20 protein-coding genes are annotated in these 25,783 nt (G+C 66.3%); 12 read left to right on the forward strand and 8 right to left on the reverse strand.

Annotation, left to right across the window (positions count from 1 at the left end; genetic code table 11):
* Positions 1-9 precede the first annotated feature (9 nt).
* The 12 genes from secE to tuf all read left to right on the forward strand — a co-directional run bounded on the left by secE (position 10) and on the right by tuf (position 17,186).
* Positions 10-297, forward strand: coding sequence for a preprotein translocase subunit SecE (secE, locus tag HED23_RS03440; protein WP_015578365.1), 288 nt, complete (start codon positions 10-12; stop codon positions 295-297).
* Positions 298-371: 74 nt separating this feature from the next.
* Entirely contained in the window at positions 372-1,271 is a 900-nt protein-coding gene (nusG, locus tag HED23_RS03445; protein WP_203181965.1) for a transcription termination/antitermination protein NusG, read from the forward strand.
* Between the two features lie 178 nt (positions 1,272-1,449).
* The gene (rplK, locus tag HED23_RS03450) at positions 1,450-1,884 is read left to right on the forward strand and encodes a 50S ribosomal protein L11 (protein ID WP_203181966.1); all 435 of its coding nucleotides are present in this window, start codon (positions 1,450-1,452) and stop codon (positions 1,882-1,884) included.
* Positions 1,885-1,966: 82 nt separating this feature from the next.
* Entirely contained in the window at positions 1,967-2,689 is a 723-nt protein-coding gene (rplA, locus tag HED23_RS03455; RefSeq protein WP_014154604.1) for a 50S ribosomal protein L1, read from the forward strand.
* Positions 2,690-3,183: 494 nt separating this feature from the next.
* Positions 3,184-3,747, forward strand: a complete 564-nt coding sequence (gene rplJ, locus HED23_RS03460; RefSeq protein WP_203181967.1) for a 50S ribosomal protein L10 — start codon at positions 3,184-3,186, stop codon at positions 3,745-3,747.
* 86 nt (positions 3,748-3,833) lie between these two features.
* Entirely contained in the window at positions 3,834-4,217 is a 384-nt protein-coding gene (rplL, locus tag HED23_RS03465) for a 50S ribosomal protein L7/L12 (protein WP_203181968.1), read from the forward strand.
* A gap of 610 nt (positions 4,218-4,827) precedes the next feature.
* Positions 4,828-8,313: a DNA-directed RNA polymerase subunit beta gene (gene rpoB, locus HED23_RS03470; protein ID WP_203181969.1), complete on the forward strand. Its 3,486-nt coding sequence runs from the start codon at positions 4,828-4,830 to the stop codon at positions 8,311-8,313.
* Between the two features lie 129 nt (positions 8,314-8,442).
* Positions 8,443-12,342, forward strand: coding sequence for a DNA-directed RNA polymerase subunit beta' (locus HED23_RS03475; RefSeq protein WP_203181970.1), 3,900 nt, complete (start codon positions 8,443-8,445; stop codon positions 12,340-12,342).
* 490 nt (positions 12,343-12,832) lie between these two features.
* Positions 12,833-13,204 carry a 30S ribosomal protein S12 gene (gene rpsL / locus HED23_RS03480; RefSeq protein WP_003948652.1) on the forward strand — a complete coding sequence of 124 codons (372 nt, stop codon included), beginning with the start codon at positions 12,833-12,835 and terminating at the stop codon, positions 13,202-13,204.
* A gap of 2 nt (positions 13,205-13,206) precedes the next feature.
* Positions 13,207-13,677 carry a 30S ribosomal protein S7 gene (rpsG, locus tag HED23_RS03485; RefSeq protein ID WP_018101248.1) on the forward strand — a complete coding sequence of 157 codons (471 nt, stop codon included), beginning with the start codon at positions 13,207-13,209 and terminating at the stop codon, positions 13,675-13,677.
* A gap of 38 nt (positions 13,678-13,715) precedes the next feature.
* Complete coding sequence (fusA, locus tag HED23_RS03490; protein ID WP_203181971.1) at positions 13,716-15,845, forward strand: elongation factor G; 2,130 nt, start codon at positions 13,716-13,718, stop codon at positions 15,843-15,845.
* Positions 15,846-15,992: 147 nt separating this feature from the next.
* Positions 15,993-17,186, forward strand: coding sequence for an elongation factor Tu (gene tuf / locus HED23_RS03495; protein WP_033297591.1), 1,194 nt, complete (start codon positions 15,993-15,995; stop codon positions 17,184-17,186).
* Between the two features lie 214 nt (positions 17,187-17,400).
* Here the strand turns inward: tuf and HED23_RS03500 are convergent, their stop codons facing one another.
* The 8 genes from HED23_RS03500 to HED23_RS03535 form a co-directional block, all read right to left on the reverse strand.
* Entirely contained in the window at positions 17,401-17,793 is a 393-nt protein-coding gene (locus tag HED23_RS03500) for a hypothetical protein (RefSeq protein ID WP_238441830.1), read from the reverse strand.
* Complete coding sequence (locus HED23_RS03505) at positions 17,790-18,467, reverse strand: DUF5825 family protein (protein WP_238441831.1); 678 nt, start codon at positions 18,465-18,467, stop codon at positions 17,790-17,792. The genes HED23_RS03500 and HED23_RS03505 overlap by 4 nt, the downstream gene beginning before the upstream one ends.
* Positions 18,468-18,481: 14 nt before the next feature.
* Positions 18,482-20,449, reverse strand: coding sequence for a RiPP maturation radical SAM C-methyltransferase (locus tag HED23_RS03510; RefSeq protein WP_203181972.1), 1,968 nt, complete (start codon positions 20,447-20,449; stop codon positions 18,482-18,484).
* An 18-nt stretch (positions 20,450-20,467) separates the two neighbouring features.
* A complete protein-coding gene (locus HED23_RS03515) occupies positions 20,468-21,595 on the reverse strand; it encodes a hypothetical protein (RefSeq protein ID WP_203181973.1) in 1,128 nt (375 codons plus the stop codon).
* A gap of 118 nt (positions 21,596-21,713) precedes the next feature.
* Entirely contained in the window at positions 21,714-21,881 is a 168-nt protein-coding gene (locus HED23_RS35970; protein WP_203187344.1) for a thiocillin/thiostrepton family thiazolyl peptide, read from the reverse strand.
* Between the two features lie 83 nt (positions 21,882-21,964).
* Entirely contained in the window at positions 21,965-22,120 is a 156-nt protein-coding gene (locus tag HED23_RS03525; protein WP_078651955.1) for a thiocillin/thiostrepton family thiazolyl peptide, read from the reverse strand.
* 94 nt (positions 22,121-22,214) lie between these two features.
* Positions 22,215-23,192: a thiopeptide-type bacteriocin biosynthesis protein gene (locus HED23_RS03530; protein ID WP_238441832.1), complete on the reverse strand. Its 978-nt coding sequence runs from the start codon at positions 23,190-23,192 to the stop codon at positions 22,215-22,217.
* Complete coding sequence (locus HED23_RS03535) at positions 23,173-25,755, reverse strand: lantibiotic dehydratase (RefSeq protein WP_238441833.1); 2,583 nt, start codon at positions 25,753-25,755, stop codon at positions 23,173-23,175. The genes HED23_RS03530 and HED23_RS03535 overlap by 20 nt, the downstream gene beginning before the upstream one ends.
* Positions 25,756-25,783 lie beyond the last annotated feature (28 nt).

Here is a 25,783-nt window from a genome sequence, read left to right on the forward strand (position 1 = left end):
GTGAGTAGCGTGACGGACGCCGTGGGCTCCATCGACATGCCTGATGCCGAGGACGAAGCCCCCGAGTCGAAGAAGAAGGCCCGGAAGGGCGGCAAGCGCGGCAAGAAGGGCCCTCTGGGCCGTCTCGCGCTTTTCTACCGCCAGATCGTCGCCGAGCTCCGCAAGGTCGTATGGCCCACGCGCAGCCAGCTGTCGACCTACACGGCCGTGGTGATCGTGTTCGTGGTCGTCATGATCGGTCTCGTCACCGTGATTGACTTCGGATTTGCGCGGGTCATCAAGTACGTCTTCGGCTGATCCCCGCGGAGGGCGCCTCATCGGCGCCCCTTTCGCATGTTCCACCCATTTGTATCCAGGAAGAAGCAGCCATCGTGTCTGACCCGAACCTGAACGACGACGCCGAGCCCACGGCGAGCGCCGTCGAGTCCGCCGAGGACGAGCTCGACATCGTCGAGGCGGCGGATGCCGTGGCCCCGGACCAGGTCGACGCTGCTGACGCCGCCGCGGGCGAGCCCGCCGAGCAGGACGCCGTGCGTGTCGAGTCCGACGAGGACGAGGACGAGGACGCCGCCGGGTCCGACGAGGACGAGGAAGCAGCGGACGAGTCCGAAGCCGACGACGAGTCCGCGGAGGAGGCCGAGCCGGCCGCTCCCGTCGACGCCGTCGCGGCCCTGCGCGACGAGCTGCGTGGACTTCCCGGCGAGTGGTACGTCATCCACACGTACGCCGGTTACGAGAAGCGCGTGAAGGCCAACCTGGAGCAGCGCGCCGTCTCGCTCAACGTCGAGGACTTCATCTACCAGGCCGAGGTGCCCGAGGAAGAGATCGTCCAGATCAAGAACGGTGAGCGGAAGAACGTCCGTCAGAACAAGCTCCCGGGATACGTCCTGGTGCGCATGGACCTGACGAACGAGTCCTGGGGCGTCGTCCGTAACACGCCCGGTGTCACCGGCTTCGTCGGCAACGCCTACGACCCGTACCCGCTGACCCTGGACGAGATCGTCAAGATGCTCGCCCCCGAGGCCGAGGAGAAGGCGGCCCGCGAGGCGGCCGAGGCCGAGGGCAAGCCGGCTCCGGCCCGCAAGGTCGAGGTCCAGGTCCTGGACTTCGAGGTGGGCGACTCGGTCACCGTCACCGACGGCCCGTTCGCGACCCTGCAGGCGACGATCAACGAGATCAACGCCGACTCGAAGAAGGTCAAGGGCCTCGTCGAGATCTTCGGTCGCGAGACCCCGGTCGAGCTCAGCTTCGACCAGATCCAGAAGAACTGACCGGCTTTCCGCCAGTCTCTGGACACATGCCTACCGAGCAGGTCAGAAAGGCTTCGCAGCCGGTCTGACCTGCTCGGTTTTTGGTCGCGCAGCTATACCCGTTATCGTTGTGCGGTATGCCTCCATCCGGATGACCGGAATGGCGGCGAAACACTCTCACTAGGACCCGGAGAGAGCAATGCCTCCCAAGAAGAAGAAGGTCACGGGGCTTATCAAGCTCCAGATCAACGCCGGTGCGGCCAACCCGGCGCCGCCGGTCGGTCCCGCACTGGGCCAGCACGGCGTCAACATCATGGAGTTCTGCAAGGCCTACAACGCCGCGACCGAGTCGCAGCGTGGCATGGTCGTGCCGGTGGAGATCACGGTCTACGAGGACCGTTCCTTCACCTTCGTCACGAAGACTCCGCCGGCCGCCAAGCTGATCCTCAAGGCCGCGGGTGTGAACAAGGGCTCGGGCGAGCCGCACAAGACCAAGGTCGCCAAGATCACGGCCGCCCAGGTCCGCGAGATCGCCACGACCAAGCTCCCCGACCTGAACGCCAATGACCTCGACGCCGCGTCGAAGATCATCAGCGGCACCGCCCGTTCCATGGGCATCACGGTCGAAGGCTGAGTCAGCCCCGTAGTTCTTCAGTGGTAGGACCAAGCGCTGGTCCGCACCACGACTCCACACTCTGAAAACCACAGGAGTAGATGTGAAGCGCAGCAAGAACCTCCGCGCTGCGGACGCGAAGATCGACCGGGAGCGTACGTACGCCCCGCTCGAGGCCGTCCGTCTCGCCAAGGACACCGCCGCCACCAAGTTCGACGGCACCGTCGAGGTCGCGTTCTGCCTGGGTGTCGACCCTCGCAAGGCCGACCAGATGGTCCGTGGCACCGTGAACCTCCCGCACGGCACCGGCAAGACCGCCCGGGTCCTGGTCTTCGCGACCGGTGACCGTGCTGCGGCCGCGGAAGCCGCGGGCGCCGACATCGTCGGCGCCGACGAGCTCATCGACGAGGTGGCGAAGGGCCGTCTGGACTTCGACGCCGTCGTCGCCACGCCGGACCTCATGGGCAAGGTCGGCCGCCTGGGCCGCGTGCTCGGTCCGCGTGGTCTGATGCCGAACCCGAAGACCGGCACCGTCACCCCCGATGTCGTCAAGGCTGTCAACGACATCAAGGGCGGAAAGATCGAGTTCCGCGTCGACAAGCACTCGAACCTGCACTTCATCATCGGAAAGACCTCTTTCGATGACACGAAGCTGGTCGAGAACTACGGCGCGGCCCTGGAGGAGATCCTCCGTCTGAAGCCGTCCGCCGCGAAGGGTCGCTTCATCAAGAAGGCGACCATGAGCACGACGATGGGCCCCGGCATCCCGCTGGACGCCAACCGCGTGCGCAACCTCCTCGTCGAGGAGGACCCGGCCGCCGTCTGAGCCCCCGTGCTCACCCGGTAGCCGTCGTCACGGCATGGGACGGGCCCCGCAGCCTCCTCGGAGGGTGCGGGGCCCGTCCGCGTACGCACAGGGTGTGCGGGGCCCGTCCGCGTACTCCTCCGGCGGTCGCGTCGGCCTCCGGAGGACTTCCCCGGGGCCGGCCGCGCACGCCGCTGGAGCCTCGCCCCGGGCGCCTCTCGCGCCGCATGAGAGGCTCTTAAACCTCCCGGACCGGTCGAACCGGGACGGATTTGCTCCGAACGACTCCGGTCACGTAAGCTCCACGAGAAGCCAAAGACCGCTGGTCGTCGCCGCGCTCTCGTAAGAGGGACGGTGACCGAAGGATCCGTCGAGAACGGGCGACCTGCGCAGGTGACTGTGGAAAGCTCCCGGATTTTTCCGGTAGAGCTACGCCCTGGCGCCTGCGCCGGGGCGTTTCGTCTTTCCCGGCCCCTTCTGAGCGGTCCTCATCACCCGGAAGGAGGCCGACGCTCATGGCAAGGCCCGACAAGGCTGCCGCGGTAGCCGAGCTGACGGACCAGTTCCGTAGCTCGAGCGCCGCCGTGCTGACCGAGTACCGGGGTCTCACCGTGGCACAGCTCAGGCAGCTGCGCCGTTCGCTCGGTGAGAACGCCCAGTACGCCGTGGTGAAGAACACGCTGACCAAGATTGCGGCCAACGAGGCCGGGATCGACACGCTGGACGACCTGTTCTCGGGTCCGACGGCGGTTGCCTTCGTCACCGGTGACCCGGTGGAGTCGGCGAAGGGTCTTCGTGACTTCGCCAAGGACAACCCGAGCCTCATCATCAAGGGCGGTGTCCTTGATGGTAAGGCCGTTACCGCCGATGAGTTCAAGAAGCTTGCGGACCTCGAGTCCCGCGAGGTTCTGCTCGCCAAGCTGGCCGGTGCCATGAAGGGCAAGCAGACTCAGACTGCGCAGCTCTTCCAGGCTCTGCCCTCGAAGTTCGTCCGCACCGCGGAAGCGCTTCGTGCCAAGAAGGCCGAGCAGGGCGGTGCCGGTACCCCGGCTCCCGCCGATGCCGAGGTGGCGGAGTAACACTCCGCGTCCACGGCTCGCAGCGGGCCCGTACGCCCGCCTACATATACATCCGGCACCTGCCGAATTAGTGGAAGGACGCCATCATGGCGAAGCTCAGCCAGGAAGACCTGCTCGCCCAGTTCGAGGAGCTCACCCTCATCGAGCTCTCCGAGTTCGTTAAGGCGTTCGAGGAGAAGTTCGACGTCACCGCCGCCGCCGCGGTCGCCGTTGCCGGTCCGGCCGGCGCCGGCCCCGCCGCCGAGGCCGCTGAGGAGCAGGACGAGTTCGACGTCATCCTCACCGCCGCCGGTGACAAGAAGATCCAGGTCATCAAGGTCGTGCGTGAGCTGACCTCGCTGGGTCTGAAGGAGGCCAAGGACCTCGTCGACGGCGCCCCGAAGCCCGTCCTCGAGAAGGTCGCCAAGGAGGCCGCCGAGAAGGCTGCCGAGTCCCTCAAGACCGCCGGCGCTTCCGTCGAGGTCAAGTGACCCTGCGAGTCCTCTGACTCCGCAAGGCAGTCCCCGCCGCAAGGCGGGGATGTCACATCGCGAAGGGCGATCACCCATCCGGGTGGTCGCCCTTTGGCGTGCCCCCGGAGGCTGCCTTGATCTTCCGCCCACGACGAGTAGGGTGATCTTCGCCGTGCTTTTCTCCGGGGCGTCGTGAGGCGTCAACCGGCGTCCTCCGGGCGCAGGTGAAGATCGCCGGACGTCCGCCGGGCCCCTCGGGGCCTTGACGAACCGCACGCGGCGCGCAATTCTCAGGACGCGTCGTCATCTCGATCCGCTTCCGAGGCATGGATCGAGAGCGAAGAGGGCAGTAAAGAAGAGCGCACACCGCGCGAGGGCTATTCATAGGTGTTGAGAACAGCTGTTGAGAGCAACGTGGGTCTCTGAGAACCCCGACTGGACATCAGTGTGGCGTTTGGCTACACTGACCCTTTGCGCTGCCTGTTAGCTGCCTCCTGCCCGTCACCAGGGGCATGCCCACGCCTAGCACCGACGACCGGACATTCCCTGACCTTGGGATTTCTGTCTCTGTGTGCGGCTTGGGGCCGGTACGCGCGTAGTGAGTCCGAGCCCTCGGAAGGACCCCCTCTTGGCCGCCTCGCGCAACGCCTCGACCTCGAATACGAACAACGGTGCCAGCACCGCCCCGCTGCGCATCTCTTTTGCAAAGATCAAGGAGCCCCTCGAGGTTCCGAACCTCCTCGCGCTGCAGACCGAGAGCTTTGACTGGCTCCTCGGCAATGCCGCCTGGAAGGCTCGCGTCGAGGCTGCTCTGGACAGCGGACAAGACGTCCCCACCAAGTCCGGCCTGGAGGAAATCTTCGAGGAGATCTCCCCGATCGAGGACTTCTCCGGGTCGATGTCGCTGACTTTCCGCGACCACCGCTTCGAGCCCCCGAAGAACTCGATCGACGAGTGCAAGGAGCGCGACTTCACGTTCGCCGCGCCGCTCTTCGTCACGGCCGAGTTCACCAACAACGAGACCGGCGAGATCAAGTCCCAGACGGTCTTCATGGGCGACTTCCCGCTCATGACCAACAAGGGCACCTTCGTCATCAACGGCACCGAGCGTGTCGTCGTGTCGCAGCTCGTGCGCTCGCCGGGTGTCTACTTCGACTCCTCCATCGACAAGACGTCCGACAAGGACATCTTCTCCGCCAAGATCATCCCGTCCCGGGGTGCCTGGCTTGAGATGGAGATCGACAAGCGTGACATGGTCGGCGTCCGCATCGACCGCAAGCGCAAGCAGTCCGTCACCGTCCTCCTGAAGGCTCTCGGCTGGACCACCGAGCAGATCCTCGAGGAGTTCGGCGAGTACGAATCCATGCGCGCCACCCTGGAGAAGGACCACACCCAGGGCCAGGACGACGCGCTGCTCGACATCTACCGCAAGCTGCGTCCGGGCGAGCCGCCCACGCGCGAGGCCGCTCAGACGCTGCTCGAGAACCTCTACTTCAACCCGAAGCGCTACGACCTCGCGAAGGTCGGCCGCTACAAGGTGAACAAGAAGCTCGGCGCCGATGAGCCGCTCGACGCCGGTGTCCTCACCAGCGACGACATCATCGCCACCATCAAGTACCTGGTGAAGCTGCACGCCGGTGAGGCCGAGACCGTCGGTGAGTCCGGTCGCTCGATCATGGTCGAGACCGACGACATCGACCACTTCGGCAACCGTCGTATCCGTAACGTCGGTGAGCTGATCCAGAACCAGGTCCGTACGGGTCTCGCCCGTATGGAGCGTGTCGTGCGTGAGCGCATGACCACCCAGGACGTCGAGGCGATCACGCCGCAGACCCTGATCAACATCCGGCCGGTCGTCGCCTCCATCAAGGAGTTCTTCGGCACCAGCCAGCTGTCCCAGTTCATGGACCAGAACAACCCGCTGTCGGGCCTGACGCACAAGCGTCGTCTCAACGCCCTCGGCCCGGGTGGTCTGTCCCGTGAGCGGGCCGGCTTCGAGGTCCGTGACGTTCACCCGTCGCACTACGGCCGCATGTGCCCGATCGAGACGCCCGAAGGCCCGAACATCGGTCTGATCGGCTCGCTGGCCTCCTACGGGCGCATCAACCCGTTCGGCTTCATCGAGACGCCGTACCGCAAGGTCGTCGAGGGCGTCGTCACCGACGACGTCGACTACCTCACGGCCGACGAAGAGGACCGCTTCGTGATCGCCCAGGCGAACGCGACGCTGTCCGAGGACATGCGCTTCACCGAGGCCCGCGTCCTCGTCCGCCGTCGTGGCGGAGAGATCGACTACATCCCCGGTGACGACGTCGACTACATGGACGTCTCGCCGCGCCAGATGGTGTCGGTCGCGACCGCGATGATCCCGTTCCTCGAGCACGACGACGCCAACCGTGCCCTCATGGGCGCGAACATGATGCGTCAGGCCGTCCCGCTCATCAAGAGCGAGGCGCCGCTGGTCGGTACCGGCATGGAGTACCGCTGTGCCACCGACGCCGGCGACGTGCTCAAGGCGGAGAAGGCGGGTGTGGTCCAGGAGGTCTCCGCGGACTACATCACCGTGACGAACGACGACGGCACGTACACCACGTACCGCATCGCCAAGTTCTCGCGCTCCAACCAGGGCACCTCGGTCAACCAGAAGGTCGTCGTCTCCGAGGGCGACCGCGTGATCGAGAGCCAGGTCCTCGCCGACGGGCCCGCCACCGAGAACGGTGAGATGGCGCTCGGCAAGAACCTGCTCGTGGCGTTCATGCCGTGGGAGGGTCACAACTACGAGGACGCGATCATCCTGTCGCAGCGCCTCGTGCAGGACGACGTCCTCTCCTCGATCCACATCGAGGAGCACGAGGTCGACGCCCGTGACACCAAGCTCGGCCCCGAGGAGATCACCCGGGACATCCCGAACGTCTCCGAGGAGGTCCTCGCCGACCTCGACGAGCGCGGCATCATCCGTATCGGTGCCGAGGTCGTCGCCGGCGACATCCTCGTCGGCAAGGTCACGCCCAAGGGTGAGACCGAGCTGACCCCGGAGGAGCGTCTGCTCCGCGCGATCTTCGGTGAGAAGGCGCGTGAGGTCCGTGACACCTCGCTGAAGGTGCCGCACGGCGAGATCGGCAAGGTCATCGGCGTCCGCGTCTTCGACCGTGAAGAGGGCGACGAGCTGCCGCCGGGCGTGAACCAGCTGGTCCGCGTCTACGTCGCGCAGAAGCGCAAGATCACCGATGGTGACAAGCTCGCCGGCCGTCACGGCAACAAGGGCGTCATCTCCAAGATCCTCCCGATCGAGGACATGCCGTTCCTGGAGGACGGCACCCCGGTCGACATCATCCTCAACCCGCTGGGTGTCCCGTCCCGAATGAACCCGGGACAGGTCCTGGAGATCCACCTCGGCTGGCTCGCCAGCCGCGGCTGGGACGTCTCCGGCCTCGGTGACGAGTGGGCTCAGCGCCTGCAGGCCATCGGCGCCGACCAGGTCGCCCCCGGCACCAACGTCGCCACGCCCGTCTTCGACGGTGCGCGCGAGGACGAGATCTCCGGTCTCTTCGGAGCCACGATCCCGAACCGCGACGGCGACCGCCTGGTCCAGCCCTCCGGCAAGGCCCAGCTGTACGACGGCCGCTCCGGCGAGCCGTTCCCGGACCCGGTCTCGGTCGGGTACATGTACATCCTCAAGCTGCACCACCTGGTCGACGACAAGCTCCACGCGCGTTCGACCGGCCCGTACTCCATGATCACGCAGCAGCCGCTGGGTGGTAAGGCGCAGTTCGGTGGGCAGCGATTCGGTGAGATGGAGGTGTGGGCCCTTGAGGCTTACGGCGCCGCATACGCCCTCCAGGAACTGCTGACGATCAAGTCTGACGACGTCACCGGCCGCGTGAAGGTCTACGAGGCGATCGTCAAGGGCGAGAACATCCCCGAGCCGGGCATTCCCGAGTCCTTCAAGGTGCTCATCAAGGAAATGCAGTCGCTCTGCCTCAACGTGGAGGTGCTGTCCTCGGACGGCATGTCCATCGAGATGCGCGACACGGACGAGGACGTCTTCCGCGCGGCGGAGGAGCTCGGTATCGACCTGTCCCGGCGAGAGCCGAGCAGCGTCGAAGAGGTCTGACGGGTTGCCCGGCCGGATCCCAGTGATCCGGCCGGCCCTCCCCGGACCCGTTCAGACCATTGCTGAAGTGCCCCGATTTCTCGCTTGAAGCGAGGGGGCTCGAACCCCCGAAAGAGGGATTGACGACAAGTGCTCGACGTCAACTTCTTCGACGAGCTGCGGATCGGCCTTGCCACCGCGGACGACATCCGGACCTGGTCCCACGGCGAAGTGAAGAAGCCGGAGACCATCAACTACCGCACGCTCAAGCCCGAGAAGGACGGACTCTTCTGCGAGAAGATCTTCGGTCCGACCCGGGACTGGGAGTGCTACTGCGGCAAGTACAAGCGTGTCCGCTTCAAGGGCATCATCTGTGAGCGCTGTGGCGTAGAGGTCACGCGCGCCAAGGTGCGCCGTGAGCGCATGGGTCACATCGAGCTTGCCGCTCCCGTCACCCACATCTGGTACTTCAAGGGCGTCCCGTCGCGCCTCGGATACCTGCTGGACCTCGCGCCGAAGGACCTCGAGAAGGTCATCTACTTCGCCGCGTACATGATCACGTTCGTCGACGAGGAGCGCCGCACGCGCGACCTCCCGTCGCTGGAGGCGCACGTCTCCGTCGAGCGCCAGCAGATCGAGAACCGCCGCGACTCGGACCTCGAGAACCGCGCCAAGAAGCTCGAGACCGACCTGGCCGAGCTCGAGGCCGAGGGCGCCAAGGCCGACGTACGCCGCAAGGTGCGCGAAGGTGCCGAGCGCGAGATGAAGCAGCTGCGCGACCGTGCGCAGCGCGAGATCGACCGTCTCGACGAGGTGTGGAGCCGCTTCAAGAACCTCAAGGTCCAGGACCTCGAGGGCGACGAGCTGCTCTACCGCGAGCTGCGTGACCGCTTCGGCACGTACTTCGACGGCTGCATGGGCGCCGCCGCGCTGCAGAAGCGCCTGGAGTCCTTCGACCTCGACGAGGAGGCCGAGCGCCTCCGCGAGATCATCCGGACCGGCAAGGGCCAGAAGAAGACCCGTGCGCTCAAGCGCCTCAAGGTCGTCTCCGCGTTCCTGCAGACCAGCAACAAGCCCAAGGGCATGGTGCTCGACTGCGTGCCGGTCATCCCGCCGGACCTGCGTCCGATGGTGCAGCTGGACGGTGGCCGCTTCGCGACCTCCGACCTGAACGACCTGTACCGCCGTGTGATCAACCGCAACAACCGCCTCAAGCGTCTCCTTGACCTCGGTGCCCCCGAGATCATCGTGAACAACGAGAAGCGGATGCTGCAGGAGGCCGTCGACGCGCTGTTCGACAACGGCCGCCGTGGTCGCCCGGTCACCGGTCCCGGTAACCGCCCCCTGAAGTCCCTCAGCGACATGCTGAAGGGCAAGCAGGGCCGTTTCCGTCAGAACCTCCTCGGCAAGCGCGTGGACTACTCCGCGCGTTCCGTGATCGTCGTCGGTCCGCAGCTCAAGCTGCACCAGTGCGGTCTGCCGAAGGCGATGGCGCTGGAGCTCTTCAAGCCGTTCGTGATGAAGCGCCTGGTGGACCTGAACCACGCGCAGAACATCAAGTCGGCCAAGCGCATGGTCGAGCGTGGCCGCACCGTCGTGTACGACGTCCTCGAAGAGGTCATCGCCGAACACCCGGTGCTGCTGAACCGTGCGCCCACGCTGCACCGCCTCGGCATCCAGGCCTTCGAGCCCCAGCTGGTCGAGGGCAAGGCCATCCAGATCCACCCGCTCGTCTGCACCGCGTTCAACGCGGACTTCGACGGTGACCAGATGGCCGTGCACCTGCCGCTCTCCGCGGAGGCGCAGGCCGAGGCCCGCATCCTGATGCTGTCCTCGAACAACATCCTGAAGCCGGCCGACGGTCGTCCCGTCACCATGCCGACCCAGGACATGGTGCTGGGCCTCTTCTTCCTCACCACGGACGAAGAGGGCCGCAACGTCAAGGGCACGGACCGCGCGTTCGGCTCCACGGCCGAGGCCACCATGGCCTTCGACGCCCGCGAGCTGTCGCTCCAGGCGAAGGTCGACATCCGCTTCCCGGTCGGCACCATGCCGCCGCGTGGCTGGGTGCCGCCGGTCGCCGAGGAGGGCGAGCCCGAGTACCAGCCGGGTGACACCTTCCGCCTGCGTACGAGCCTGGGCCGCGCGCTCTTCAACGAGCTGCTGCCCGAGGACTACCCGTTCGTCGACTACTCGGTGGGCAAGAAGCAGCTCTCCGAGATCGTCAACGACCTGGCCGAGCGCTACCCCAAGGTCATCGTGGCGGCGACGCTCGACAACCTGAAGGCGGCCGGTTTCCACTGGGCGACCCGCTCCGGTGTGACCGTGGCCATCTCCGACGTCGTCGTGCCCGAGGCCAAGAAGGCCATCGTCAGGGGCTACGAGGAGCAGGACGAGAAGGTCCAGAAGCAGTACGAGCGCGGTCTGATCACCAAGGACGAGCGCACGCAGGAGCTCATCGCGATCTGGACCAAGGCGACCAACGAGGTTGCCGAGGCGATGAACGCGAACTTCCCGAAGACCAACCCCATCTTCATGATGGTCGACTCGGGTGCCCGAGGAAACATGATGCAGATGCGTCAGATCGCGGGTATGCGTGGTCTGGTGTCGAACGCCAAGAACGAGACGATCCCGCGTCCCATCAAGGCGTCCTTCCGTGAGGGCCTCACCGTTCTGGAGTACTTCATCTCCACGCACGGTGCCCGTAAGGGTCTGGCGGACACCGCCCTGCGTACCGCCGACTCGGGTTACCTGACCCGTCGTCTGGTGGACGTCTCGCAGGACGTCATCATCCGCGAGGAGGACTGCGGCACCGACCGCGGCCTCAAGCTGAAGATCGCCGTCAAGGGTGCGGACGGAGTCCTGCGCAAGACGGACGACGTCGAGACCTCGGTCTACGCCCGCATGCTCGCCGAGGACGTCGTCGTCGACGGCAAGGTCATCGCGCCTGCCAACGTCGACCTCGGTGACGTCCTGATCGACGCCCTCGTGGGCGCCGGCGTCGAGGAGGTCAAGACCCGCTCGGTCCTGACCTGTGAGTCCGCGGTCGGCACCTGTGCCTTCTGCTACGGACGCTCGCTCGCCACCGGCAAGCTGGTCGACATCGGTGAGGCGGTCGGCATCATCGCCGCCCAGTCCATCGGTGAGCCCGGTACCCAGCTGACGATGCGTACCTTCCACACCGGTGGTGTGGCCGGTGACGACATCACGCAGGGTCTGCCCCGTGTCGTCGAGCTCTTCGAGGCGCGTACCCCCAAGGGTGTCGCCCCGATCTCGGAGGCCAAGGGCCGGGTCCGCATCGAGGAGACCGAGAAGACCAAGAAGCTCGTCGTCACCCCGGACGACGGCAGCGAGGAGACGGCGTTCCCGATCTCCAAGCGTGCCCGTCTCCTGGTGGGCGAGGGCGACCCGGTCGAGGTGGGCCAGAAGCTCACCGTCGGTGCCACCAACCCGCACGACGTGCTGCGGATCCTCGGTCAGCGCGCGGTCCAGGTCCACCTGGTCGGCGAGGTCCAGAAGGTCTACAACTCGCAGGGTGTGTCGATCCACGACAAGCACATCGAGATCATCATCCGGCAGATGCTGCGCCGCGTGACGATCATCGAGTCCGGCGACGCGGAGCTGCTGCCGGGCGAGCTCGTCGAGCGCTCGAAGTTCGAGACCGAGAACCGTCGTGTGGTCACCGAGGGCGGGCACCCCGCCTCCGGCCGTCCGCAGCTGATGGGTATCACCAAGGCCTCGCTCGCCACCGAGTCGTGGCTGTCGGCGGCGTCCTTCCAGGAGACGACCAGGGTCCTGACCGACGCGGCGATCAACGCCAAGTCGGACTCCCTGATCGGCCTCAAGGAGAACGTCATCATCGGTAAGCTCATCCCGGCCGGTACGGGTCTCTCCCGCTACCGCAACATCCGGGTCGAGCCGACCGAGGAGGCCAAGGCCGCGATGTACTCGGCCGTCGGCTACGACGACATCGACTACTCGCCGTTCGGCACGGGCTCCGGCCAGGCCGTTCCGCTGGAGGACTACGACTACGGTCCGTACAACCAGTAGAAGTGAGTGAGAAGGGCGCCCATCCCGTCGCGTACGGGGTGGGCGCCCTTCTGCGTGGAGCCGCCGGACGCCGTGAGGTCGGTCACCCCGGGTGACCTGTGGCGAGCCGGTGGCCGCCGGGCATCCGAGGCGCCGCCGGGCCGCGGTGATGTCGTTTACGCTGGTGGGAGCGGCTGTGCCGGCCGGGCGGGTGCCGCCGCGAGTGGCCGTTGTGTCCGGTTGCGTCGAAGCCCGGGGAGCGAGGGCCCGGGGTGGACAGCATTTGTTTTGACCCAGCTCCGTGAGGTAGGTACGCTCAAGCCTTGTGCCTGGGGTGTGCCTGGGCTCGGGTGCGTGTCCTCAACCGCATGGCGAGTCCGTAAGTGGCCACCGCAATCTGCGTTTCTTCTGCCTTGCGGCAGGGGCGTGCAGTATTCGACACACCCGACCGCGTGGGTCGGAGGGTGTTCCAGGTTAGTTTCACGAACGGCACACAGAAACCGGAGAAGTAGTGCCTACGATCCAGCAGCTGGTCCGGAAGGGCCGGCAGGACAAGGTCGAGAAGAACAAGACGCCCGCGCTCGAGGGTTCGCCCCAGCGTCGTGGTGTCTGCACGCGTGTGTTCACGACCACCCCGAAGAAGCCGAACTCGGCGCTCCGTAAGGTCGCGCGTGTGCGTCTGACCTCCGGTATCGAGGTCACGGCCTACATCCCGGGTGAGGGGCACAACCTGCAGGAGCACTCCATCGTGCTCGTGCGTGGTGGCCGTGTGAAGGACCTGCCGGGTGTTCGTTACAAGATCATCCGCGGTTCGCTCGACACCCAGGGTGTCAAGAACCGCAAGCAGGCCCGCAGCCGCTACGGCGCCAAGAAGGAGAAGTAAGAATGCCTCGTAAGGGCCCCGCCCCGAAGCGCCCGGTCATCATCGACCCGGTCTACAGCTCTCCTCTTGTCACCTCGCTGATCAACAAGATCCTGCTCGACGGCAAGCGTTCCACCGCCGAGCGGATCGTGTACGGCGCCATGGAAGGCCTCCGCGAGAAGACCGGCGCTGACCCGGTCATCACGCTGAAGCGCGCGCTTGAGAACGTCAAGCCCTCGCTCGAGGTCAAGTCCCGCCGTGTCGGTGGCGCCACCTACCAGGTGCCGATCGAGGTCAAGCCCGGCCGCGCCGCCACCCTCGCTCTGCGCTGGGTCGTGGGTTACTCCCGCGCCCGCCGCGAGAAGACCATGACCGAGCGCCTCATGAACGAGCTGCTCGACGCCTCCAACGGTCTTGGCGCTGCCGTCAAGAAGCGTGAGGACACCCACAAGATGGCCGAGTCCAACAAGGCCTTCGCGCACTACCGCTGGTAGTCGCTCACCCCATCGAGACCGAGAGAAGATTGAGCCTTATGGCCACCACTTCGCTTGACCTGGCCAAGGTCCGCAACATCGGGATCATGGCCCACATCGACGCGGGCAAGACGACCACCACTGAGCGGATCCTCTTCTACACCGGCGTTTCGTACAAGATCGGTGAAGTCCACGACGGCGCAGCCACGATGGACTGGATGGAGCAGGAGCAGGAGCGCGGCATCACGATCACGTCCGCCGCGACGACCTGTCACTGGCCGCTCAATGATGTTGACCACACCATCAACATCATCGACACCCCGGGTCACGTCGACTTCACCGTCGAGGTGGAGCGTTCGCTCCGCGTCCTCGACGGTGCTGTCACCGTGTTCGACGGTGTGGCCGGCGTCGAGCCCCAGTCCGAGACCGTCTGGCGTCAGGCGGACCGCTACGGCGTGCCGCGTATCTGCTTCGTCAACAAGCTCGACCGCACGGGCGCCGACTTCCTCCGTTGCGTCGACATGATCGTCCAGCGCCTCGGCGCGGTCCCGATCGTCATGCAGCTCCCCATCGGTGCGGAGGCAGACTTCCGCGGCGTCGTCGACCTCGTGACGATGAAGGCCTTCGTGTACCCCGAAGAGGCCGTCAAGGGCGAGATGTACGACACCGTCGAGATCCCGGACGACCTCAAGGAGGCCGCCGAGGAATGGCGCGGCAAGCTCCTCGAGGCCGTCTCGGAGAACGACGACCAGATGATGGAGCTGTACCTCGAGGGCGAAGAGCCCACCGAGGAGCAGCTGCACGAGGCGATCCGTCGGATCACCCTCGCGTCGAAGGGCTCGGCCGACTCCGTCACCGTGACCCCCGTCTTCTGCGGCACCGCGTTCAAGAACAAGGGCGTCCAGCCCCTGCTCGACGCCGTCGTCCGCTACCTGCCTTCCCCCCTGGACGTCGAGGCCATCGAGGGCCACGACGTCAAGGACCCGGAGAAGGTCGTCCAGCGGAAGCCCTCGGACGACGAGCCGTTCTCCGGCCTGGCGTTCAAGATCGCGAGCGACCCGCACCTCGGCAAGCTCACCTTCGTCCGGATCTACTCCGGTCGCCTCGAGGCCGGCACTGCGGTGCTGAACTCGGTCAAGGGCAAGAAGGAGCGCATCGGCAAGATCTACCGCATGCACGCGAACAAGCGTGAGGAGATCCCCTCGGTGGGCGCCGGTGACATCGTCGCCGTCATGGGCCTGAAGCAGACCACCACCGGTGAGACGCTGTGTGACGACAAGAACCCGGTGATCCTGGAGTCCATGGACTTCCCGGCGCCGGTCATCCAGGTCGCCATCGAGCCCAAGTCCAAGGGTGACCAGGAGAAGCTGGGTGTCGCCATCCAGCGCCTCTCGGAGGAGGACCCCTCCTTCCAGGTGCACTCGGACGAGGAGACCGGCCAGACCATCATCGGTGGTATGGGCGAGCTTCACCTCGAGGTGCTCGTCGACCGCATGAAGCGCGAGTTCCGCGTCGAGGCGAACGTCGGCAAGCCCCAGGTCGCATATCGTGAGACGATCCGCAAGGCCGTCGAGCGCATCGACTACACGCACAAGAAGCAGACTGGTGGTACCGGCCAGTTCGCGAAGGTGCAGATCGCCATCGAGCCCATCGAGGGTGGCGACGCGTCCTACGAGTTCGTCAACAAGGTCACCGGTGGCCGCATCCCCCGGGAGTACATCCCCTCGGTGGACGCGGGTGCGCAGGAAGCCATGCAGTTCGGCATCCTGGCCGGTTACGAGATGGTCGGCGTCCGCGTCACCCTTCTCGACGGTGGTTACCACGAGGTCGACTCCTCGGAGCTCGCCTTCAAGATCGCCGGTTCGCAGGCGTTCAAGGAGGGTGCCCGCAAGGCGTCCCCCGTGCTCCTCGAGCCGATGATGGCCGTCGAGGTCACCACGCCCGAGGACTACATGGGCGAAGTGGTCGGCGACATCAACTCCCGCCGTGGCCAGATCCAGGCCATGGAGGAGCGCCACGGCGCTCGCGTCGTGAAGGGCCTCGTGCCCCTCTCGGAGATGTTCGGCTACGTCGGAGACCTCCGCAGCAAGACCTCGGGTCGCGCAAGCTACTCGATGCAGTTCGACTCCTACGCCGAGGTTCCGCGGAACGTCGCCGAGGAGATCATCGCGAAGGCCAAGGGCGAGTAACTCTTCCGAGCTCACGCTTTAGGCTTGTCACCGGAGCCCGGTCGGGCATTCGCCGCACTGCGGCGGATGCCCCCGGCACCGGCATTCCAGCAAAGATCACCTGGCGCCGATGAAGCAAGGCGTACAGAACCACTCAGGAGGACCCCAGTGGCGAAGGCAAAGTTCGAGCGGACTAAGCCGCACGTCAACATCGGCACCATCGGTCACATCGACCACGGTAAGACGACCCTCACGGCCGCCATTACCAAGGTGCTGCACGACGCGTACCCGGACCTGAACGAGGCCTCGGCCTTCGACCAGATCGACAAGGCTCCTGAGGAGCGTCAGCGCGGTATCACGATCTCGATCGCGCACGTCGAGTACCAGACGGAGTCGCGTCACTACGCGCACGTCGACTGCCCGGGTCACGCTGACTACATCAAGAACATGATCACGGGTGCGGCGCAGATGGACGGCGCCATCCTCGTGGTCGCGGCCACCGACGGCCCGATGCCGCAGACCAAGGAGCACGTGCTCCTGGCCCGCCAGGTCGGCGTTCCGTACATCGTCGTCGCCCTGAACAAGGCCGACATGGTGGACGACGAGGAGATCCTGGAGCTCGTCGAGCTCGAGGTCCGTGAGCTCCTCTCCGAGTACGAGTTCCCGGGCGACGACCTTCCGGTCGTCAAGGTCTCGGCGCTCAAGGCTCTTGAGGGCGACGCCGAGTGGGGCCAGACCGTTCTCGACCTGATGAAGGCCGTCGACGAGTCCATCCCGCAGCCCGAGCGTGACGTCGAGAAGCCGTTCCTCATGCCGATCGAGGACGTCTTCACGATCACCGGTCGCGGTACGGTCGTCACCGGCCGCATCGAGCGTGGTGTCCTGAAGGTCAACGAGACCGTCGACATCGTCGGTATCAAGACCGAGAAGACCACCACCACGGTCACCGGTATCGAGATGTTCCGCAAGCTGCTCGACGAGGGCCAGGCCGGTGAGAACGTCGGTCTGCTCCTCCGTGGCATCAAGCGCGAGGACGTCGAGCGCGGCCAGGTCATCATCAAGCCGGGTTCGGTCACGCCGCACACCGAGTTCCAGGCCCAGGCCTACATCCTGTCGAAGGACGAGGGTGGCCGTCACACCCCCTTCTTCAACAACTACCGCCCGCAGTTCTACTTCCGTACCACGGACGTGACGGGCGTTGTGACCCTTCCCGAGGGCACCGAGATGGTCATGCCGGGTGACAACACCCTCATGGACGTCGCGCTGATCCAGCCGGTCGCCATGGAAGAGGGCCTGAAGTTCGCCATCCGTGAGGGTGGTCGTACGGTGGGCGCCGGCCAGGTCACCAAGATCACCAAGTAGTCCCGACTGCTTGAGGATCGGGTCGTCCCGGTCGCGCTGAACTGAGCGCATCGCACGAAGCAGGGGCCCGTACGACATCACGTCGTACGGGCCCTTCGCCGTGCCCGGAGGCGCACGGAAGGCCCGTACGACGCGGCGTGGCGGAGACCGGGTCCTACGGGCCGTCGGTGTGTGAGGCGTTACGGTGCCCCGGCCGTAGGACGTGCTGCGGCGTTCACACCGGTTCTCCGGCAGGGTCCGCGGCGGGTGGATTCGGGTCCGCAGCCGATGCCTCTTCGAAGGCGCGGCCGACACCGGCGAACGAATCGATCACGCTGACGCCCTCCGCGATGGCTTCGACCGCGAAGACGCTGGTGGACGTCGGTGGGTAGCCGATGATCTCGATCGCCCGGCTGACCGACAGCGGGTCCTGCATGTTGACGCCGTCCCAGAGGTACACCGCCCCCCAGTAGCCCTTCTCGGCGTCCGCGAACCAGGTCTTCATCCGCATCCCCTTGAGTGTGGAGAACGCGTCCACCGCGTAGTCACGCAGGTACTCGCGGAGGTCTTCCACCGTGGCCTTGGAGTTCTTCAGGTTCCACAGGACGATGCTGACGTACACGCTCATACCTCCCAGGAGGGCGAAGCCCAGCGCCGCAGGCGGTAGGGCGCCCACCAGACGCCGTCGCCGATCCGGACGACAAGGTGGTGCTTCTCGAACACCTTCATCGCCGTGGCCGGCACGGAGTCGCTTCCGCTGCCGGCCGCCAGCGCCTCGACCGCGGAGACGTAGGCCTCGTCGGAGACGGTGAGCCGGCGCAGACCGGCGTGGCGGCGGTCGCGGATCTGCAGGAATCCGGGACCGCGACGGTAGAAGCACCGGCCGATGTGGTATCTGGCCCGCCAGATACCCAGTGCCTCGGGGCCGCGCGGCCCCTCCACTGCCGACGGGGGGAAGAGGTGGCTGTACACCCACCACTCGGGGCCGTCGGGCGTCGTGAGCTGTGCCCGCCAGTCCACTTCCACGCCGTAGCTGGTGAGATCGCGGATGAAGGAGAGCATGGGGATGACATGCTCGGTCCCCGCACGTCCCCCGAGGTCGACAGTGGGCTCGATCGACACGAACCGCACGCCCGACTGATAGATCCGGCGGGCCTCGTCCGCGATGTCCGCACCGAGCACGGCGTCTCCGAAGTGCATCCCCGGCAGGATGCGTACCGCCGCGTCCCCATGGCGCCACATGCTGAACCGGACCTCGGGCCGGTCGCCGGGGAGGGTCGTGGTCTCGTTCATTGTCGTCATGGCAGCTTCGCCTCTCACACTGCTGCGGACTGGGCGGACACCGCGGGCTGCAGGGCGGGTCGGTCGGTCTCCGGCCGCGCCGCCAGTGACTGGCCCACCCGGATCTGCATGAACCTCTGGTTGCGGTCCCTGGTGACGACGTGGATCAGGCGGCCGTCGTCCGTGAAGAGCAGCCCCAGCTCCATCCACCGGTCGATCACGGAGCTGATGTCGGATGTCCCGAACCGCTTCGTGCACTCGCGCTGGAGGTATTCGAGCTTCCTCGGCTGGTCGAGCATCTGGAAGAGCGCGATCTCGACCTCGGTGGTGAGCTGGACCACGTCCCAGTCGAATCCCGGCCGGGTGTTGGTGAGCGTGATGCCCTCGTCGGTCTCGAAGTACGACAACTGGCTGTGCCAGTGCGCGTCGCGCCACTCGTTCATGCTGGAGCGCAGCGTCCACGCCATCTCGTTCCCGATGCCCTTGTGCGTCGCCTTGAAGATGTAGGCGATGTCGAAGAGTTCCTTCTCGGGCAGGTCGTAGGTGAGTCCGTACTGCGGGGCCGCCCACCGCTCGTCGAAGCCGAGCGAGGGGTTCTCGAAGTACGGGGCGAAGCGCTGGACGGCGAGCCGGTCGTCGCCGCCGGCGGGCTCCAGGTGGTGCAGTACGGGGAACTGCTCGATGATCTGCGAGTAGTCCTCGTCGGTCTCGCCGGGGAAGCCGTAGAGGTACGCCCACGCGACGGTCAGGCCCAGCGACTCGGCATCCCGGAGCACGCGTACGTTCAGGCAGCCGGAGACACCCTTGTCCATGAGCTTCAGCACCTTGCTGTTGAGGCTCTCGATGCCGGGCTGGACGCAGACCACCCCCCCTTTCGCGATGATCTCCAGCTGCTCGTACTTCATGTTCGCCTTCATCTCGTACATGAGGCGCAGATCGAGGTCCGCTTCGGCGAGCCGGGGGAGGAGCGAGTCCAGGTAGGACATGTCCAGGATGTTGTCGACGATCATCACGTCGAGAATCTTGTGCCGTTCGGTGAGCGTCACGAGGTCGTTGAAGAACTGCTCGGGCCGCTTGCTGCGGAACATCATGCTGGCGCCGTTGAGACCGCAGAAGGTGCAGTGGTGCTTCTCGCCCCACCAACAGCCCCGGGAGCTCTCCAGGACCAGCCGGGGTTCCAGCCAGAAGCGGGCCCGCGACTTCGCGAACTGCGCGACGTATTCGTCGTAGTGGGGCATCACCATCGCGGCGGGCGGCAGCGGCTTCTTGCTCACGGGGTTGTGCACCGAGGTGTCGCTCTCGTCCCGCCAGCACAACCCGGGCACGGCCTCGAAGGGTGCCTCGTCCCCGTTCAGCGCGCGCAGGAGGCCGGGCCAGGCCAGCTCTCCCTCGCCGCGGACCACGTAGTCGACGAAGTCGAAGTTGCGGTGCAGCGCCTCGCCCATCGAGCCCTCGCAGTTGGCGCCGCCGAACACTGTCAGCGTCTCCGGTGCGAGTTCCTTGACGCGCCGGGCCACCGCCATCGACGCGGTGAGCGTCTGGAAGGTGGTCGTGAAGCCGACGACCTCGGGCTTGCCCGCGACGATCCGACGGGCCAGCTCGTCGGTGAACTCCTCGACGTGCTCGTGCAGCCAGAGCGTGGTCTGCATCCGGCGTTCCTCGCTCGTGCCGTGCGCCAGTTCCTGTCCGTGGTCGGCCTGCGACCGGGGGCCGAATTGCTCCAGGAACTCCGGGACCTTCCACTTCGGGTCGTGGTAGAGGGCCGAGGAGAACACCCAGTCGCCGGTTCCGATGTAGCAGCTTTCGAGGTCGTAGTAGCGGTAGTCCTCGTAATTGAATTCAGGAAGACGGGAGGTGACCCAGTCCACGAAGTCTAGATTTCCGTAGATGACATCGACCTCGGCGTCGGGAAATTCCTTGAGAGTGAGGCTCTTGAGCAGGCCGAGAGCCACCGAAGGAAACCCGATCGGGCTCCACGGAACATTGACGAGAGTAATGCGCATGGTTCGCCCCCGCAATTTCTATTGCTGCTTGACGGTTGCTTCAACGGATTCATGGTGCGCCTGATGAAGGCGGCTGGTGGTGGCATCCTGCCGGGTTGCCATCTCCTGGGCGACGGCGTCGAGTCCTTGCGCCAGCTCTTCGGTTGATTTTCCTGAGACTTCCTCGTTGGCGCGCGCGAGGACGTAACAGAACAGGTACCGCTCGGCCAGACCGAATCCCATCGTGTGGAGGCAGCTGTACAGTAGGCTCGCCTGAATTCGGTAAGCCAGGAAGTCCGGGCTCCGATGCAGCAGGTCCGACATCTCCGCGGACAGCTTCTGTGCGTGGAAGTCGCTGGGCGACATCTGATCGTCGTGGTTCGCGCTGAAGTCGTCGAGAGTGGGGCCGGAATGGGTGATGCGGCCCGCTCGGCATTCCTCGCGCAGCGCCGCGAAATGAGCGTGTACGACATCCGTCCACATCTGTGCCGTCCGGCCGCCGGGTGTGGCCTCCGGTGACGCGGCGCAGCCGCGGATGACCTCCCGGGCGTGCGGGCCGAGCTTGTCGTAGTACGCGGCGCAGCGGCGCTCGAAGGCGTCAGGGTCCTTGGCCATCGCATTCTTCGCACCCTCGTAGTGCGAGCGGTAGCTGAGCATCCGCAGGCTGAGCAGTTCGCCGAAGCCGCGGGAGGACACCTGCCGTTGTTCGGACTCCCGCACGGTGGCCGCCGCGTTCGCCACCATGAGCTCCAGCGCCAGCATGTACGCCCTGGCCGTGTCGTCGCCCATCCATGACACGCTCTGGACGAGAACGGGCGTCACGGCGCGGTACAGGGCCTTGGCGGCGGCGTCGAACCCGCCTCCGCCGATACCGGAGTTCCACAGTGGTGAAGGGGCCGCCTCGAAGGGGATCTCCGTCACGGTCGGCCGCAAGCCGCGGGCGTCCGTGGCACGTCGGACGCGGTCACGTGCGGCGTCGGCCGTGCCGGACCGGAGGCTGACCTGGAGACAGTCGACGCCGTCCGTCCGGTCCCAGGTGCGCACGAAGTAGTGGTCGCCGGGCCAGGGCGGTTGCTGCGGCCCGAAGAGGTCGAGGAGGAGACCGCGGATGTTCCGTGGCAGCGCCGCATCACCTCTTTCGAGGGGGATCGTCACGAAGACATGCATGCGTACCTCCATGGGTGACGACGCACCTGTCCGCGGGGGCAGGAACCGCTGGGTGTGGCACTGCCGACGGGGGGCGTGCTGCGCGAGCCCCCCGCCGGCAGTGGTCTCGTGGTCCGGGTCAGGACGACGAGGACGTCGAGCTGCACGCGCAGGCGGTACCCACGCACGATGCCGCCATGACCTGCGACAGGGTTTCGTTGTCGCGGCCCAGCTCGTCGATCAGATCCGAGATTTCCAGAGCAGGTCGAGCTCTTCCGAAGAATTCATCGAAGTCGCTTCCCTGGATCTTTCAGTTCCCGGTTTGTCACGGCCGGCGGGTGTGCATTCGGTGAAAGAAACCCGCCGACCGTGATTAAATTCGTTGTCCGGTCAGGACGACGAAGACGAGCACGAGCTGGTCGTACAACCCGTGGTCGTGGTCGACGCTGCCATTGCCTGCGACAGCGTCTCGTCGCTGTAGTTCGAGTCCTCGATGAGGTCCGAGATCTCCAGCGCGTTCAGGTCGAGCGATTCCACTGCGTCCACTTGGAACACCTCCTTAATGCGGTTTCTGATACCTGAGTATCGTACCGAGGGACGGCGGGATTTGTAGAGGGAAAAGCAATCAGGACGAAAAACGTTACGAGCGGAGTCCTGCGTTCCGTTGAGATTCCACGGGGAAATCGATCTTGAGTTCGGAGAGTGCGCGGCGGATGACGTGTGCCAGAAACGCCTCCGCGACCGGCAGGATCCCGAGACGATTGTTGGTGGTGTGTATGTAGTTGGCCAGGCAGTTGGCGTACGGCGTTCCTTCCAGGATGATCTCCGCGACGTCACCGTCCGTTGATCTTGGCTCTGCCTTCCTGGCGGCTTCCAAAGCCTTGGCATAGGTGTCATGAAAGACGTCGGTGGAGCCGTCGATCCAGACCGCCCGGCACAACTCCATCACTTTTGAACGCGTCCTGTCGTAAATCTTCGGCCAGTTCTCGTCGTATCCGGGCGGCACCCAACTGCGCCAGTCCTCTTCGTACCGACCGAGGAAGTCCTGGCTCTGCGTCATGTCCAGCCCGGACCCCTTGAGGGACATGGCCATGACGCGTAGTGCTTGTCCCGTCGGCGAGGACGCGAGTTGGCGGTCCGACAGGCCGGCGAGGAGGTCGAGGGCCGCGTTCGACGTCGAGCGGAAGAGCTCCTCGGCGATGCGCAGTCCCGTGGCGCCGCCGTACTTCGCGGACTCGGGTGAGTAGACGGCCGACTCGACGGTGCCCGCCGCCCTGACCTCTTCGGGTTCCGCCCCCTCGAGTGCGGCCAGGCCGGGCTGGTGGGAGGACTGCTGCGCGTACTCGGCGCGCTGCTCCGCGTCGAAGGCCGGCATCGCCGCCGTCAGCCTGCCGCGTACCGACTCCACCACCTCCTCCGGCGCCTCGTGCAGCCGGAACCTGATGTGCGGGCCGCCCTGCCAGTACCGCAGGTACCAGAAGCGGTCCTGCACTCCGGCCTCGTGGACGACCGGACGGATCACGTCCCGCAGGAAGGCGGGCTGCAGCGACATCGGCAGGTAGACGTGGAGCGGCGACCACTCGCCGGCGCGGGTGCGTTCAGTCCCTGTAGAGCTCAACGAAAAACTCCTCTGCTGCCGCCGGTCCGGGACCGCCGTATTCGTCGGGGGCCGGAACGCACTCCCGGATGGACACGTAGACGTCGTCCCGCGTCAGCGCGGACTTGGCGAAGCTGCGCACCAGGTACGGGTTGCGGAAGTCGACGTACATGGGCTTGTGGACACTCGCCCGGTGCAGGTGACTGAAGTCGGCCCAGTCGCGCGGGATCTCCTCGACCAGCCCGGACAGCAGGTTGTACTCGTCCAGACGCTGCGTCAGTACGAACACATGCCGGGGCAGGCCCCTCGCGCGGCGCCACTGGTCGAAGCGCAGCAGCGCCGGGTAGGAGTCCTTGCTCAGCTCGGACAGCTCGGGAATGTCCCGGGCGGGCACCGTCCAGGTGCGCCTGCTGGCGACCACGTCGCCGACCATCAACCGCGGCGACGAGTCCGGGTATCCGCGATGCCCCATCGCCCGGCCGATGTCGTCCATCGGCGCGTAGTTGTACCGGATCGTCGGGCTCAGCACCTCCATCAGGTTGTAGAGGACCGGGACCACGACAGGGAGCAGGAAGTTCATCGGCGCCAGGTGGACGCGCTCGTCGCGCTCGGGGTCCCACAGGAGCAGACCGCGGTTCGCGTGGTCGATCCGGATCGCAAGCGTGTCGAGGCTGTAGGCCTTCAGCTCCGGAGCGGTGGGCCAGGTGCCGGGGTAGTTCAGCACCCGGTCGGTGAGGGGCGGGTGCAGGTTGAAGTTGAGCCCGGCGACCATGTTGAGGTCCACCTGCCCCGGGAAGGCCTTGCGAAGGTGCTCCCGTACGGCGTTCCGCAGCGTCCAGTCCTCGGCGGGGGAGCCCTCGACGAACGACGCGAAGCGCGAGAAATACACGCCGAATCCGGTCAGGACGCCGTTCACGACGACCTCGGGTGACGGGCCGCCCCCGGCGAACTGCACGCGGAAGGTGATCGAGTCCGGGTCGACGCAGTCCTCCACGCCCGAACACGCCGCGGTGACCGCCTCCGGCGACAGCCGGACCACGCCGTCCTCGGGAACGCACTGCTTGCCCAGGTCGATCAGCGCGCGGGTGCGCTGCGCCACGAAATTCCCCGCCGCAGGGGAGGCGTGGCCCCAGAACACGGCGTCCTGCTCGGTCTCCGACAGCTTCACCAGCTGCTCGCAGAAGGTGAGGAAGGGCACCGTCTCGCGCTCGCCGAACACGGTGGACGCGAAGTGGTACACCCCCAGCCGCTTCGTGTGTCCGTAGTCGAGCAGCGACGACAGCCGCCACAGGCTCTCCAGTGCCGGGACGTTCTCCGTCACGGCTGTCTGGCTCCAGGTGGCGGGCCGGTCCGGCGTCCACAGGTCCTCGTACGCCGGCGCCCGGGAGATGTCCGCGGGCGGCGGGTCCATCTCGCAGACCTCGGCGACGTCGGTGAGGGCCTGCCCGGCGGCGTTCAGCAGCAGTCCGCGCTTCTGCGCGGGGGCGTCGGACAGCTGCGTCTCCAGCTCCCTGAGGGTGTCGAGATGGCCGCTCAGGACGGACACCGCCGGGGTCGTCCTGGCGCGCAGGACCTGGGCGAACCGTTCGGAATAGTCCGGCGCCTGCTCGTCGAAGCCTGGACTGACGTACAGCAGCTCGATCCGCATCATGGCCCGCAGGGCCTTCCGGCTGGTCGCGTCGCTGCCGGTCAGCGTGGTCAGCGCCGCGAGCACCTCCGGCACCGTCGCCGTCCCGGAGGACAGGACGTGCAGCAGGCAGTCGACGACCTTGTCGCGTTTGAGCCGCACGATCGCCTCGGAGAGGCCGTGCTCGGAGGAATCGGGGATGAGACCGATGAACTCGATCCTGTTCTCGTCCACGCGCAGCGACGAGTTCAGCAGCACCTTGCACAGATCGATGCCGCCGTCGACCCGCCGCAGTCCGGCGGCCAGCCAGTTCACCAGCACCCGGTTCAGCGTGGTGGTCGAGTGCGTACGGGACTCCGGCACGGCGCCCACGGCCCGCGGCAGGTCGGGCGGAAAGGCCCCTACCTCTGTGAACCGGCCGAACGGCGACGGCTTCAGCGCGGCACGGTAGGCGAAGTTGACCAGCGATGATTCGAAGACCCGGGCCCGGCTCGGCTTGACCTGGCCCATTTCGCCGGAGGTGTACCGGCACAGGCTTTCGTACAGCTGGTCGCCGGAGAGCTGGATGCTCCGGGCCATCGAGTCGTGGTCGAGGATGCGGGCGAAACCGGCGCGCGCGACACGCATCCTGTCCTCGAACAGGGCGTGCGCCTCTTCCTCGCTCCGTCGCGTCCGCCGTACGAGGTCGAGCCACTCCTGTACCGCGGCGAGCGTGTCCGCGTCGAGGTGCGGCTCCACGAGCCCGACCCGCCTGGCCGCCGGCTCCGCGCGCTGGTTGAAGACGTCACGTCGCAGCCGTACCAGCTCGGCACGCGCGGACGGGGCCACCTGCGGCACGAGCACGGACAGCCGGTCGGACAACTCGCCCGCACGCCGCGCACAGTCCTCATCGAGGAGGCGGCTCTCCTCGATACGGGCCCAGGGCCCGTCGAACCGCAGGTCCTCCAGTGCAGCCACGGGCAACCGGCTCCGCCGGAACACGACA

It is taken from the genome of Streptomyces pratensis (assembly GCF_016804005.1).
Classification (GTDB): Bacteria; Actinomycetota; Actinomycetes; order Streptomycetales; family Streptomycetaceae; genus Streptomyces; species Streptomyces pratensis_A.